The organism is Ruegeria sp. CDSA246, assembly GCF_059611225.1.
In genome coordinates this window covers 38022-52148 of the sequence record NZ_JBXWPD010000016.1, presented here as the reverse complement: position 1 = coordinate 52148, position 14127 = coordinate 38022, and the positions used below count along the sequence as shown (strand labels likewise).

Annotated in this window: 14 protein-coding genes; 9 read left to right on the top strand and 5 right to left on the bottom strand. The window is 52.1% G+C overall.

Translation table 11 applies throughout. The features are described 5' to 3' along the window. Positions 1 to 8: 8 nt before the first annotated feature. Positions 9 to 1178 (bottom strand): mandelate racemase/muconate lactonizing enzyme family protein, encoded by a 1170-nt coding sequence (locus AC2FI9_RS18760; protein WP_496769764.1) that lies wholly within the window; start codon positions 1176 to 1178, stop codon positions 9 to 11. Between the two features lie 79 nt (positions 1179 to 1257). Then, a complete protein-coding gene (locus tag AC2FI9_RS18755; protein WP_496769763.1) occupies positions 1258 to 2271 on the bottom strand; it encodes a TRAP transporter substrate-binding protein in 1014 nt (337 codons plus the stop codon). A gap of 108 nt (positions 2272 to 2379) precedes the next feature. Between AC2FI9_RS18755 and AC2FI9_RS18750 the strand changes: the two genes are divergently transcribed. Continuing rightward, the gene (locus tag AC2FI9_RS18750) at positions 2380 to 3120 is read left to right on the top strand and encodes a GntR family transcriptional regulator (RefSeq protein WP_496769761.1); all 741 of its coding nucleotides are present in this window, start codon (positions 2380 to 2382) and stop codon (positions 3118 to 3120) included. Here the strand turns inward: AC2FI9_RS18750 and denD are convergent. Together denD and AC2FI9_RS18740 are read right to left on the bottom strand one after the other, a co-directional pair. Next, the gene (denD, locus tag AC2FI9_RS18745) at positions 3117 to 4085 is read right to left on the bottom strand and encodes a D-erythronate dehydrogenase (protein WP_496769760.1); all 969 of its coding nucleotides are present in this window, start codon (positions 4083 to 4085) and stop codon (positions 3117 to 3119) included. The genes AC2FI9_RS18750 and denD overlap by 4 nt on opposite strands. Further along, positions 4082 to 4966, bottom strand: coding sequence for an NAD(P)-dependent oxidoreductase (locus tag AC2FI9_RS18740; protein WP_496769758.1), 885 nt, complete (start codon positions 4964 to 4966; stop codon positions 4082 to 4084). The genes denD and AC2FI9_RS18740 overlap by 4 nt, the downstream gene beginning before the upstream one ends. A 190-nt stretch (positions 4967 to 5156) precedes the next feature. Here AC2FI9_RS18740 and AC2FI9_RS18735 point away from each other — a divergent pair, with 190 nt between their 5' ends. The 5 genes from AC2FI9_RS18735 to AC2FI9_RS18715 are packed head-to-tail and all read left to right on the top strand — an operon-like array spanning position 5157 to position 10091. Beyond that, on the top strand, positions 5157 to 5915 hold the full coding sequence (locus AC2FI9_RS18735) for an SDR family oxidoreductase (RefSeq protein ID WP_496769756.1): 759 nt from the start codon (positions 5157 to 5159) through the stop codon (positions 5913 to 5915). Beyond that, a complete protein-coding gene (locus AC2FI9_RS18730; RefSeq protein ID WP_496769754.1) occupies positions 5912 to 7708 on the top strand; it encodes an IlvD/Edd family dehydratase in 1797 nt (598 codons plus the stop codon). Before AC2FI9_RS18735 ends, AC2FI9_RS18730 begins: the two co-directional genes overlap by 4 nt. An 11-nt stretch (positions 7709 to 7719) precedes the next feature. After that, positions 7720 to 8568 carry a fumarylacetoacetate hydrolase family protein gene (locus AC2FI9_RS18725; protein WP_496769752.1) on the top strand — a complete coding sequence of 283 codons (849 nt, stop codon included), beginning with the start codon at positions 7720 to 7722 and terminating at the stop codon, positions 8566 to 8568. Continuing rightward, on the top strand, positions 8561 to 9484 hold the full coding sequence (locus tag AC2FI9_RS18720) for a 2-hydroxyacid dehydrogenase (protein ID WP_496769749.1): 924 nt from the start codon (positions 8561 to 8563) through the stop codon (positions 9482 to 9484). The genes AC2FI9_RS18725 and AC2FI9_RS18720 overlap by 8 nt, the downstream gene beginning before the upstream one ends. Positions 9485 to 9500: 16 nt before the next feature. After that, positions 9501 to 10091, top strand: a complete 591-nt coding sequence (locus AC2FI9_RS18715; protein ID WP_496769748.1) for a LysE family translocator — start codon at positions 9501 to 9503, stop codon at positions 10089 to 10091. Positions 10092 to 10138: 47 nt separating this feature from the next. Here AC2FI9_RS18715 and AC2FI9_RS18710 read toward each other — a convergent pair whose 3' ends face one another. Beyond that, on the bottom strand, positions 10139 to 10906 hold the full coding sequence (locus AC2FI9_RS18710) for an SDR family oxidoreductase (RefSeq protein WP_496769746.1): 768 nt from the start codon (positions 10904 to 10906) through the stop codon (positions 10139 to 10141). A 69-nt stretch (positions 10907 to 10975) separates the two neighbouring features. On the opposite strand from AC2FI9_RS18710, the gene AC2FI9_RS18705 reads away from it, so the two are divergent. The 3 genes from AC2FI9_RS18705 to AC2FI9_RS18695 all read left to right on the top strand — a co-directional run bounded on the left by AC2FI9_RS18705 (position 10976) and on the right by AC2FI9_RS18695 (position 13624). Then, entirely contained in the window at positions 10976 to 12034 is a 1059-nt protein-coding gene (locus AC2FI9_RS18705; RefSeq protein ID WP_496769744.1) for an L-idonate 5-dehydrogenase, read from the top strand. Positions 12035 to 12038: 4 nt separating this feature from the next. Next, positions 12039 to 12845, top strand: a complete 807-nt coding sequence (locus AC2FI9_RS18700; RefSeq protein WP_496769742.1) for a phytanoyl-CoA dioxygenase family protein — start codon at positions 12039 to 12041, stop codon at positions 12843 to 12845. 65 nt (positions 12846 to 12910) lie between these two features. Then, entirely contained in the window at positions 12911 to 13624 is a 714-nt protein-coding gene (locus tag AC2FI9_RS18695) for an IS6 family transposase (protein ID WP_496769740.1), read from the top strand. Positions 13625 to 14127: the final 503 nt, after the last annotated feature.

Here is a 14127-nt window from a genome sequence, read left to right as displayed (position 1 = left end):
CCTCGTCCCTATCCTTCGATCCTGTAATGATCGATAAAGTCTCGATCCGGCTCGACACCCAGTCCGGGGCCAGTCGGGATCATGACACGGCCATTATTGGCCTTGACCTGATTTTGAATTTCCAGCGGTACGGTCAGCAGATTGTCCCGAAACATGTTGTCCGTTGTGTCGAACTCCAGCATCGGCTCCCATGGATGCAAACCGCCTGGAATTGCTGGCATGGCCGCCAGTAGGTGTAGATTAGTTGCGACGGCGATGGCGCTGCCCCAGACGTGATTTACGACCGGAGTGAAATGTGCGTGGCATAGGGCCAGTACCCTGAGATACTCTGAAACACCGCCCAAAGCACATACTTCTGGCTGCGCTATATCAATGCCGCGATTTTCAAGAAGATTGCGCCAGGCCCAGCGATTGAATATCGCCTCTCCGCCCGAGATGTTGACTTTAAGCGAAGTGCGCAGTTCGCGGTACCCGTCAATGTCTTCTGGCGCGACCGGTTCTTCGAACCAATATGCGTCCAGCTCTTCCAGCGCCCGACCGACAAAAAATGCGTCCGAAGTCGTATAGGCATGGTTCGCATCGACCATAAAAGGAAAGTCGTCACCAACTCCGCGTCGAACTGCTTCGCACAACTTCACATCAGGCTTCGGGCCAAAGCCCGTTTTCATTTTGGTGGCGGTAAATCCCATTTCCTTGATCTTCGCGGCTTCCTCCTCAAAACGGCTGGCCAGACTAGAAATCGGTTCATCCCGAAGCATCATGCCGTAGCCGTAGCAAGGAACGCTTGTGCGATGCGCGCCGCCGACAAGCTTATGAAGGGGTAGGCCAGAGATTTTGCCGGTGATGTCCCAAAGTGCGATGTCTACCCCGGACAAAGCCTGTATTGGCATTCCGCTTTGGCCATGGTCTCGCAGAAGGTTGTACACCTTGTGCCAGATCACGTCTTTGTCCAAAGGGTCCATGCCAAGAACCAATGGTTGGATTACCTTTTCTACGATGGACTTGTTGGCAATGGCTACGTTTCCGGGACCAAAACACTCCCCCCAACCGGTTACCCCTTCATCTGTCCGAATCTCGACCAGATGGGTTGTACGTTTGTCATAATACTGTTGCGAGTAGCCCAGAACTTCCGGCATGTCGTACTGCAGTACATGGCTTATTATTCTGTTGATTTTCATGAAGTTATGGATCCATACGCCGATCCAGAGGGGCCGCTAATGCGGCCTCTCTGTGCGTCGTAATTCGGTCGAAGTCTGACTATTGCATTGCGCCCAGGTCACGCAGGAAGTTGATGTGGCTTTCCAAAAGCGCCTGTGCCTCAGGGGTCGTCGCGAACTCAGTCCAACCGACCTGAACGGCCGCGCGATACGCTGCCAGGTCTTCAGGCGACCATTCGTACAACTGAACACCTTTTGCTTTCAGGTCTTTTGCAGTCTGAGCGTTCTGCACTTCATTGATTGTGGCATTGTGCAATGCCAAGCTATCCATTGCGACTTCCATGATCTTCTTGTGGTGCGCAGGCATCGCTTCCCAAACGTCTTTGCGACAGGCTAGGTGATCTGCAGGCATCGAGTGAAAACCGGGATAGTTTGTGTGACCTGCGATCTCGTAAAGACCCAGTCCCACGTTGTTAGTCAGGTTCGCGGCATCCGCGCCATCAATGATGCCGGTTTCCAAAGCCGTAAAGATTTCGTTGAAGTCCATAACGATCGGAGAAGCACCAAGTTCCGCGAACACTTTGGTCGCAAGGCCTGGAGGGGAGCGGAATTTCCAATCTTTGAAGTCGTCCACTTTTGCAATCGGCTTGGTCGAAGAAAGCGACTCCGGCCCGGGAATCCACCATCCGATGAACTCCATGTCATAGCCGTTGTATAGATCATTCACAGCTTCTCTTCCGCCGCCATGAAGAAGCCAAGCCATTTGCTGATATGGGTTCTGATACCCGCCGAGCAGGTCGCCCGCAAACTGGAAGGCCGGATTTTTTCCCGTCTGATAGCCGCCGCCCGTCATGTCGCAGTCCAGAATTCCCGTAGCTGCGGCATCGAAGGTTTCAACTGATTTGACCACCGAAGAGGAATAGAACATTTCAACTTCGATTTCGCCGTTCGACATCTCCTGAATGTCTTCAACGTATTTTGCAGCCATCTGACCAGACAGAGTTTCGGGTGAAAAATGGGTTTGAATTCTAAGTTTCGTTGTTTCAGCCATCGCGAAACCGGCTGCCATTGTCGTGGCTACGGCCGCCACGGCCGCTGTCTTGACTATTTTCATAGTGTCCTCCCAGACGTTGAGCATTGCGCTTAGTGGGAGATCTTGTCGCCTCCGCTGCTGTCACGCAGATAAACGTTAAGCCGACGAATCGAATGCAACAAGAAAAATTTGAAATTTCTAAAAATTTCGAGATTATTGCATAAACTCGAAAATTTGCTTACGACGCTACTTGGACAAAAATTGAAGGCGCACACAGGGATGAAAGAAGAAATCGATATTTATCAAAATCTTAAAATGCGCCTAGTCTCTAATGGATTCGAGCATGGAGCCAAGGTGAGAGCCGAAGAACTTCGTATTGAGTATGGCTGTTCTGCGAGTGCGGTTCGGGAAGTCCTTTTTCGTTTAGCCGCTGTTGGATTGGTGGACTTTCAGGAACAAAAAGGTTTCCGTGTGCCAATGCGTTCGCCGCAGAAGCTTATCGAACTGACACACGTCCGTGTTTTGTTGGAGGCCGAAGGCACTGCGATGTCGATCCGCAATGGCGGAGTGGATTGGGAAGCAAGATTGACGGCCGCGCATCACAAACTTAGCCATATCGAAAAACGCATACACTCCACAGACGACCCGAGCGGCCTGATCGAGATATGGTTTGCCTCGGAGAAGGAGTTTCACCAAACGCTTATTTCTGCCTGTGGCTCGGAAACCTTAAAACAAATGCATAGCCGAGTTTACGCGCAATTCAGACAGCAGTTGATGGTGGCAGATCGGAACTTTGAGTTCATTTCTCAAAACATAAGACACCATGCCGATATACTTGAAGCAGCATTGTCAGGGGATGAGCAGTTAACACGAGAAAAAATTCACGATCATCTGAAACGCCACCTAACTGGAAAGACGATGGGCGACTAAAGTCGAAAATCGTCTTCCAAATACACCTGAATGATTTCGTCGAAGCTTGATTCCGCCTTAAACCCCAACTCCAGGGCGCGATCTGTTTGAAAGTCGCGCGGCCAATTCTTGACTATTCTTTCGATTGCCTCGTCGGGTTCTCGCCTAATTAAGCCCACTGCATCTTGACCGGCCACATTGCGCAGCGCTTCGATTTGTTCGGCGACGGTGCAACTTACGCCCGGCATGTTCAAGGCGCGTCTGTCGTTCAAAAGCTGCGTGTCCATAGTTGCTGCATGGGTCAAAAAAGTCGCAGCGGCGCGAGGGCTGGCGTGCCAGTGGCGAACAGTTTCGGCAACTGGTAAGATCGCCTCATCCCCATTCAATGGTTCTCGGATTATACCTGAAAAGAAGGAGGAAGCGGCAGCGTTGGCCTTGCCCGGGCGCACACACAAAGTGGGTAAGCGCAAAGAAACACCATCGATATATCCTTTCCTGCTGAAATCCGTGATCATCAATTCAGACGCCGCTTTTTGTGCTCCATAACTGGTCAAAGGTGCCGAGAGGAACTCATCACTTATCTTTTCGGGGAACGGCGCCCCGAAAACTGCTATGGACGAGGCGAAAACCAGACGAGGTGTGTACTCGCCTCCTGATGCCTCGTGTTCATCTCTGAGTGCGTTCAGCAGTGCCCAGGTCGCCAAAAGGTTGACATCCCAACCCAACGCAAAGTTTGTCTCAGCTTGGCCTGAAACGATAGCTGCAAGATGGAATATGACGTCCGGGCGTTTAGCTGCAACCGACTCGGCGATGCCTGCCGCAGTCAAGTTCCCCACAATCTGATTGCCTGGCGCACTGTCTGGCGGGAACGAGAGATCGAACAGTGAGAGTTGAGCATCTGCTCCAAAAATTTCTTGGGTCGAAACGCGTAGGGCCAGCTTCTGGCCCAGCATTCCTCCACCGCCCATAACAAGGATCCGCGTCACAGCATTCCATTCCGTTTTTTGAGTTCCAGATACAAAGCCGAATGATCCAGCTCGGCCCCATCCATTTCGTCTATCAGATATTCGAAACGGTCGCGCACAGATCGGGTGCTAGGTAGCTCAAGGCCAAGGCTGCGCGCTTCTTCTAGCGTGTTGTCCAAATCCTTTAATTGAAACTTAGACAAACCTCCGGGTGCAAAATTTCCATCAGACATGCGTTCGCCATGTTGTTGCAAGATAATACTATCCGCAAAGCCCCCCTTCAGTGCGGCCCTCAACGCGCTGGGGTCAGCACCACCTTGCTGAGCCAGTAGAGTCGCCTCGGCGACTGCCGATATTGTTACAGCGACAATTGTTTGATTGGCCAATTTGCACAATTGACCAGAACCACTTGGGCCAACATGCACAGGCTGGCCTATTGCTGTCAGAACCGGTCGCACGCGCTCCATAACGTCCTGATCGCCACCGACCATGATCGCAAGGGTGCCAGCTTCGGCACCTTTGGTGCCACCGGAAACCGGGGCGTCCAGATGCCGCACCCCCATCGAGGAAAGCTGCGCGGATTGCTCTCTTGCGTGTTCGGGTTTGGCGCTCGACATATCAATCCAGATCATCCCCGTTTTGAGTTGCTCGCGGAAAGCCTCGTCAGCAAGTAGCGCGCCGGTCGCGTATCCATCCGAGAGCATGGTTATTATTGCGTCTGCACCCGAAACCGCCAGCGGGGCAGTTTCCACCAATGTCGCGCCTTCTGCTGTCAACGGTTTTGCCTTTTTCAAGCTGCGGTTCCATACAGTGAGCGGAAACTCGGCGCGCAAAATATTTCGCGCCATAGGAGCTCCCATCAGGCCGGTTCCCAACAGAGCCACTTTGAACTGCTTGCCCATCATTTACTGTCCTTCCGAAGGTGCGCCACGCATGGTTATGGCCAAACCAAAATCTCTGTCATACGCTAACGGCTCTGTGCCCACATGCCAGAAGTCGTTGCAAATCCGCCAAGGTTTCTTTGCTTCTCTGTTGATCTGTGGGACGAAGTAACACTTGTCCAGTCGCCACTTCTGAGGTCGGAATATTCATATGTCAGAAAGACTTAAGGGAAAACACGTCCTGGTCACAGCCGCCGCACAAGGGATCGGACTTGCAAGCGCAATTGCAATGGCAAGAGAGGGTGCGAAAGTCTATGCAACGGATATTAACCCTGAAAACCTAAATTTGATTCGCGGTCACAATCTCGAAAATCTCGAAATTTTCGAGATGGATGTGACGAATAATGACAGTATTCATCATGGGGTCGCGCGAGCGAAGCCAGACGTTTTGTTCAACTGCGCCGGGTTTGTGCATCACGGAACTATTCTGGATGCAACCGATGAAGAGTGGGATTTCGCCATGGACCTTAATGTGCGCTCAATGGTGCGCACGACAAAGGCTGTATTACCGGGAATGCTAGAGCGCGGAGGAGGCTCGATAATCAATATGTCTTCCGCACTGGGTTCCACAATCGGTGCGCCAAATCGTTTTGTATATGGAACGACAAAAGCCGCTGTTGTTGGGCTGACGAAATCGGTGGCCGTGGACTTCATAACAAAAGGAATCCGGTGCAATTGCATTTGTCCGGGAACAGTCGACAGTCCCAGTTGGCGTGACCGCGTAGATGCGTTGGGCGAGCAACTGGGCAGCAGAGAAGAGGCCCTTGCACAATTTGTGGCGCGACAGCCTATGGGGCGTGTAGCGAAAGCAGAAGAGATTGCGGCATTGGTCGTCTATCTGGCGAGCGATGAAAGTGCATTCACCACAGGACACACGCACATAATTGACGGGGGTTGGTCAGGCCAATGACAAAAGTATCAAAAAACGATTTGCGATCTCGCAAGTGGTTCATGAATTCTGAGAACCTTGAGATGACTGCATTGTATCTGGAAAGATACCTGAATTACGGTTTGACCCGTGAGGAACTGCAATCAGGCAAACCGATCATTGGCATTGCCCAGACCGGCAGTGATTTGAGCCCCTGTAATCGGCATCATATCGAATTGTCCAAACGTGTTCGCGATGGAATCATCGCCGCCGGGGGAACGTGCATCGAAATACCGGTCCATCCGATACAAGAGACCGGTAAACGGCCAACGGCCTCACTCGACCGCAACCTGGCTTATCTGTCCTTGGTTGAGAGTCTATTTGGGTATCCGATAGATGGCGTTGTTCTCAACATTGGTTGCGACAAGACCACGCCCGCACTTCTTATGGCCGCTGCGACTGTCAACATCCCGGCGATCGCCCTGTCGGTCGGCCCCATGCTCAACGGTTGGTGGAAAGGTGAACGCGCTGGATCGGGCACGGTTATATGGAAAGCGCGCGAAGACCTTGCGGCTGACGAAATCGACACCGATGAGTTCATGGAAATCGCAGCCGCCGCAGCACCTTCGGTGGGCTATTGCAATACGATGGGAACAGCAACGACCATGAATTCGCTTGCTGAGGCCTTGGGTATGCAATTGCCCGGATCAGCAGCCATTCCAGCCCCGTATAGAGAGCGCGGTCAAATCAGTTATGAAACGGGTAAACGCATTGTGGACATGGTCTGGGAGGATCTACGCCCCAGCGATGTGATGACACGTCAGGCTTTTGAGAATGCGATTGTTATCAACTCTGCGATTGGCGGATCGACGAACGCGCCGATCCACCTGAATGCGATCGCTCGGCACCTTGGTGTTCCGTTGACCAACGATGACTGGCAGAAACTTGGCCACGACGTTCCTCTGTTGGTTAACATGCAGCCAGCGGGTGAGTATCTGGGCGAAGATTACCAACAGGCCGGAGGTGTACCCGCCGTTGTCGGTGAGCTTCTTGATGCTGGATTGCTGCCGCATCCCGATGCGATAACGGTGAACGGTAAGACGATGGGCAATAACTGCTCGACGCGCCGGTCTCAGAATAGCGACGTAATCAAGCCTGTCAGTAGCCCGGTTAAGCAACAGGCGGGGTTCATCAATCTCTCGGGCAACCTGTTCGAGAGTGCGATTATGAAGACATCTGTGATCTCAAAGGCATTTCGAGAGACCTACCTGTCGAACCCGGATGATCCAAATGCGTTTGAGGGCAGGGCGATTGTGTTTGATGGGCCTGAGGACTTTCACCATCGGATCGATGATCCCGCAGAAAACATCGACGCAAACTGTATTCTGATTATGCGCGGAGCGGGACCAAAAGGATACCCGGGTGCTGCAGAGGTCGTGAACATGCGGCCGCCCGCATATTTGTTGAAACAGGGCATCGAAGCTCTTCCTTGCATCGGTGATGGACGGCAATCCGGTACATCAGGAAGTCCGTCTATCCTGAATGCCTCACCCGAAGCTGCAGAGGGTGGTGGGTTGGCCTTAGTGAGAAATGGTGACCGACTGCGCATCGATCTTGGCAAAGGCACAGCGGATATGCTGGTTTCGCTCGAAGAGCTGCATGAACGCGCTCGCGATCTGGAGGCAAAGGGTGGGTATTCAATGCCGCCCAACCAATCCCCGTGGCAGGAGATATTCCGCGAAAAAGTAGATCGGTTGGATCGTGGTATGACGCTCAAGGGTGCAGAAAACTACCGCGATATCGCACGAGGCTTCATGCCACGCGATAACCACTAAAAGGAACAGAAATGAAACTTGTTCGTTACGGAGCCGAGGGCTCGGAAAAGCCTGCGTTGGTCGACTCTGAGGGTCAATTGCGGGATCTGTCAGCTCATATCAACGATATTACGGGGGATATGCTGGATGATGGAACGCTAGATAATTTGCGTTCGTTGGATCCGAACAACCTGCCAATTGTGGAGCGTGATCCTCGTATCGCACCGTGTGTCGGCGAAATCGGAAAATTTCTTTGCATCGGTTTGAACTACTCGGACCATGCTGCAGAAACCGGCGCAGATATTCCCGAGCATCCGATACTTTTTTTCAAGGCTAACTCAGCGGTCATAGGGGCATATGACGATGTTGTCATGCCGCGCGGATCTACCTGCACCGATTGGGAATGCGAACTGGGGGTCGTCATCGGTAAGACGGCCAAATACGTTTCCAAGGCCGATGCGCTCGAACATGTTGCGGGCTATTGCATCGTAAACGATGTGTCGGAAAGGCATTTTCAAACTCAACTGACCGGTCAATGGACCAAGGGCAAGTCGTGCGACACATTTGGCCCTACTGGTCCGTGGCTAGTGACCCGGGATGAAGTGCCTGATCCTCAAAGTCTTGGTATGTCACTGGATGTAAACGGTCAGCGCATGCAAACCGGGAATACTGCTACGATGATTTTTTCGGTTGCCGAGATCATTGAGCATCTAAGTCAACTTTTCACATTGCACCCCGGTGACGTCATTTCAACTGGAACACCGCCCGGTGTCGGAATGGGGATCAAACCGAAACCAGTTTACCTAAAAAAAGGCGACGTCATGGAGCTTCGCATCGATGGGCTTGGTGTTCAGCGGCAAAAGGTCGGTCAAGATGACTGACTTATTGCAAATCGGAGGGATCACAGAACGGATGCGAGAGCGCCTGTCCGCAGCGTTCGACATTCATCAATTGGACAATTTCAACGCGGAAAATGTTACGCATATCGTTACGAACGGGCACGATGGTGTTCCGCATAACCTGATGACATCACTCGGTAATCTGAAGATGATCAGTGTCTATGGGGTCGGCTACGACGCCGTCGACGCAAATGCAGCAGCTGAGCGCGGGATTGTTGTGACGCACACGCCCAATGTTTTGAACAAAGAAGTCGCAACCACCGCCGTTCTGCTGTTGCTGTCATGTTATCGAGAGCTCATACGTGACGACGATTACGTTCGGTCCGGACGGTGGGAAGTTGAAGGTAATGCCCCTTTGACACGATCAGCGGACAATCAAAGAATAGGCATTCTTGGTCTTGGTCGCATTGGTCAGGCGATCGTTGATAAGTTGGAGCCGTGGGCCCCCGAAATCTCTTATAATACCCGCAATCAAAAGGATGTCCCGTACCGATATTTCGACAGTTTGGTTGAAATGGCAGAACATGTGGATGTCCTCATATGCATCACGCCCGGCGGCCCGACGACCAATAGGCTGGTCAACGCTGAGGTGTTGCGCGCGTTGGGGGCTGGGGGCACTCTTATAAACGTTAGTCGAGGTTCGGTTGTCGACGAAACTGCCCTAATCAATGCATTGCAAAACGGTGAGCTCGGGTGGGCAGGGCTTGATGTTTTTGAAGACGAACCGCGCGTTCCAAAAGCATTGCGCGAGTTGTCCAATGTCGTTCTGCTCCCTCACGCTGGTAGCGCGACTATTGAGACACGTGCAGCTATGGGTGACCTAACTGTCGACAATCTCCTGCAACACCTTAAGGACGGATCGGTGATCACAGCTGTGCCGGAATGCAGAGATCTGTAGAAGGCCAATCTGAATAGTGTTTGAGTTTGCCGTTGCGGTTTTCTTTCTGCTGATTACGCCTGGCCCAGGTGTTTTGACAACTGCGGGTATTGGATCAGCATTTGGTTTTCGAGCTGGGCTAGCTTTTGTGGCCGGTTTGATGCTGGGCGGGTTCATCAACATGATGTTTGTTGTCTCTGGAGTCGCTGCAGTAGCTTTGGCTATACCGGTACTTAGAACTTTGCTGCTATTTGCCTCTGTTGGGTATTTGGGATTTCTTGCCTGGCGTATTGCAAGAGCTGGCTCAAAGGTCGGGTTTTCCCCCGCGGTCTCGCCACTTGGTTTTGCGAACGGGCTGACACTTCAGTTCATTAATCCCAAGGCTTACGTGGTCGGCACTGCATTGTTTTCAGGGTTTGCCTTTTTGCCCGATGCGCCCGTTTGGGAGGTCGTCATAAAAATCGTAATATTCAATATGGTTTGGGTGCCAGTGCACATGATCTGGCTGGGTGCTGGCGCAAAGCTAGGCAGCCTTGATTTAAGTGAGAGATCACATCAAAGGATCAACTTTGCGATGGCGGCTTCATTGATGGTTGTTGTGGTGATTGCTTTGGCGTCGGCGCTTTAAACAAAGCCTGCGTCAGTCGTACCTAGCAGACGGTTGAAAGACATAAATCAAAGTGACGCCGTTATTCCGCCATCAACGTAGAGAGTATGTCCATTGACGAAACTGGATGCAGGGGAGGCAAGGAATATGGCGGCGCCGACAAGTTCTTCCACATTGCCCCAGCGACCGGCCGGGGTGCGTTTCTCGAGCCATGCACTAAACTCAGGGTCAGCAACCAATGCGGCGTTCAAAGGTGTATCGAAATATCCAGGCGCAATGGCATTGCAGTTTAGGCCATACTTAGCCCAATCAGTCGCCATTCCTTTTGTAAGGTTGGTCACGGCACCTTTTGTCGCCGTGTAAGGCGCAATACCCGGTCTTGCCAATGCGGATTGAACCGACGCAATGTTAATGATCTTGCCTGACTTTCTTTCAATCATGTGCCGTGCCACAGCCTGACCGACATGAAAGACGGACGCTACATTTGTCTGTAGTAGGTGCTCGAAGGCATCAGCGGGGAAATACTGTAGCTCCGTCCTGTGTTGCATTCCGGCGTTGTTTATCAGGATGTCTATGGGGCCGACATTGTCTTCAAAGTTGTCCACGGCAGATCGGACACCTTCATGATCGGTTGCATCGAACGAAAGTTCACGTACCGAGGCGCCTGTTTCGCTCAACTCGGATGCTGCTGCCGCTAGTTTCGCGGTGTCGCGCCCGTTCAAAACGACTTGCGAACCGGCGGCAGCCAAGCCACGGGCCAACGCAAATCCAATGCCTTGGCTAGAGCCTGTTACTAGTGCGCGTGTTCCCTCTAGGTTGAACATTTCAAGCATCATGCAAATACCCCTTGGTTGTCAGCACCGACTATCCGTATCTTTTGGCAATATGTATAGGGAGTCTGTGCAATGTCTTCGGCCAATGTTGCTGTTGTTATCCATGCCGCAAAAGATCTGAGGTTGGAAAACCGGGACGTACACGACGTGGGGCCAGACGAAGTCTTGATTGCCATGCGCGCGGGTGGGATTTGCGGCTCTGACCTGCATTATTATAACCACGGTGGTTTCGGTGCGATCAAGTTGCGTCAGCCGATGGTGCTAGGACATGAAGTCGCCGGAGAAATCGTGACAGTCGGGTCAAGTGTGCAGGGGCTGCACTTAGGCCAACTGGTTGCAGTTTCTCCATCCCGCCCTTGCCAGGCCTGCATTTATTGTCTGAACGGGCAGCAAAACCACTGTCTTGATATGAAGTTCTATGGCAGCGCGATGCCGTTCCCGCATATCCAAGGCGCTTTTCAAAGCAAACTCGTGGCGAAAGCCAGTCAATGTGTTCCGGCAGATGGGTTGAGCCCTGCGCAGGCCGCTATGGCCGAACCTCTGGCTGTCTGTTTGCACGCGATTAAACAAGCCGGGAACCTCTTAGGCAAAACGGTACTTATCACGGGATGCGGTCCGATTGGCTGCCTCACGATCTTGGCGGTACGTCGTTCTGGTGCGGCCAGAATAGTGGCGACGGATATCTCGGACCAGACCCTCGCTCTGGCGCGTGAATGCGGGGCAGACGATGTCATCAACACCTACGCCGATCCGCAAAAACTGGAGCAGTTTGAAAACGACAAGGGCCAGGTTGATGTCCAACTGGAGTGTTCTGGGGCTCAATCGGCTCTGGCTTCTGGCGTCGCATGCTTGCGACCGGGTGGAACATTGGTTCAGCTTGGTCTGGGTGGAGATATGACTGTGCCGATGCAGGCGTTGACTGCAAAAGAGATAGGGCTTCGTGGGTCTTTCCGTTTCCATTCCGAGTTCTCAGTCGCGGTCGAGATGATGCGAAGCGGACTAATAAACGTCGACCAGTTGGTGACGCATTCCTTCGAAGTTGGCGAGGCTGTAACTGCCTTTGAGGTCGCGTCTGATCGAAGCCAATCAATGAAAGTGCAGTTAACGTTTCCGGAAAATGACGATGGATAGACGAATGCGTGATATTGCAAAGACTTATGAAAGAGACGGTTTCGTAGCTCCGCTGGATATCCTGACAGCTTACGAGGTCCAAACGCTGCGCGATGATTTTGAAAAAGCAGAGCGCATTCTCAGAGACGACCCAGAGAAACTCAAGCTTCTATATTCTTATCCGGACAGGCTGATACCATCATTCGATGCACTTCTTCGCCATCCGAAGCTGATTGAGGCTGCTTCAACAGTGTTGGGGCCGGACCTCATGGTTTGGAGCGGTGCACTTTTCGTAAAAGAAGCGCGATCATCGAAGATAGTCTCGTGGCATCAAGACTTGACCTATTGGGGTTTGGATGATGCTGAAGAGGTAACCTGTTGGGTTGCAATTTCGGAAGCGACTGAGCAAAGCGGGTGTATGAGGTTTGTTCCTGGCAGCCATAAAAGCCGTATCGTGCCTCACGTGGACACCTTCAGCGAAAACAATCTCTTGTCACGTGGGCAAGAAATCGCAGTCGATGTAAACGAAAAAGATGCAGTTGCTGCCGAATTGCGTGCAGGGCAGGCATCAATGCATCACGGGCATCTCTTTCACGCATCAGGGCCCAATAACACAGACGATAGACGCATTGGTGCGGCGTTGCGTTTCATAAAGCCCTCAATGAAACAGCAAAACAGGGTGAAAACTTTGGTTGCGCTAGTCGCAGGGCGAGATGATTTTGGGCATTTTTTAGTTGCGTCCTCCCCTCAGGGCTTTTTGCATGAGAACGATTTCGTTTTGTGTCAAAGGGATGCAGATCGCAAAAAACAAATACTCTTCGCCGGAGTATAATGACTCCCTTCGAGGGTCTTGTCAGAAGAACTTTGCTTGAGCGGGGTAGGGGTGTTGCGTAGCTTTTGCCCCTGACCAGACCTGCCTCTTTCAAATACTTAAAAACCAGTCCCGAGATCATCCGCTTGGCCGTGATGCTTTACATCCGTTTCCCGCTCTCGCTTCGGAATGTCGAAGATCTGCTGCACGAGCGAGGCATCGACGTGAGCCACGAAACCGTCCGATATTGGTGGAACAGGTTCGGCCCGATGTTTGCCTCCGAGATCAGACAAAAGCGAGTTCAGCAATTGCGAGCACACTCGAAATGGAAATGGCACGTCGACGAGGTCTTTGTGAAGGTGAATGGCAAGCGACACTATCTGTGGCGGGCTGTTGATCACGAGGGCGAGGTGCTGGAAGCCGTTGTCACCAAACGCCGAAACAAAGCTGCAGCACTGAAATTCCTTAAGAAATTGATGAAACGGCACGGTTGCGCCGCGGAGGTCGTGACCGACCGGTTTGCATCCTACAAAGCAGCGCTCAGAGATTTGGGTGCTCTCGAAAAACAACAGACGGGCAGTTGGCTCAACAACCGCGTTGAGAATTCGCACCTGCCTTTCCAACGAAGAGAGCGCGCTATGCAACGTTTCAGGCGCATGCGAAGTTTGCAGAAATTCGCCTCCGTTCATTCCTCCGTCTACAACCACTTCAACCAGGAAAGATCGGTCGCCAGCCGAGACACCTTCAAGCTGACACGCACCGTCGCTCTTGCCGAGTGGCGCGAACTTGGTATGGCATAAAGGGCACCTATATTGGCTTAGCTGAGACTAGTTCGAATTTGTCTGACGGCACCGCCACTCATACCCGCCTCAATTCAAATGTGCTTTCCGCCGCAAGACCTTACCCAAATATCGGCGCGCTCGAATTTTCACGTTTCGGGTGACGGCAAATTCACTGCAGTCCGGATTCGCGCAACCCAATCCCATTGCCGATTGGCCTGAGCGCCCGGTTTACATCAGGATTAATCGAAACAGACAGCGAGCCGCGTTGCTTTGATGCAGTTCCGTAGGGGGGACCAGTTCCTGGTCTCATGCTCAGCTTGAACCCAACTGCTAAAGCGCTCCGGCTACCATGCTGGAGGCACAAAATAAGCCTCCACCGTGATTTGCGCGACAATGCCTGGGCATAGCTGACTGTTACTTTCTTTACAAAAAATCCCGAGTTTCGTGAACAAATTTACAAAATTTTACTTCAAGACCAGTAATTTATTGAGAAATTTTCTGTCTGATTTCCATTATTGGAA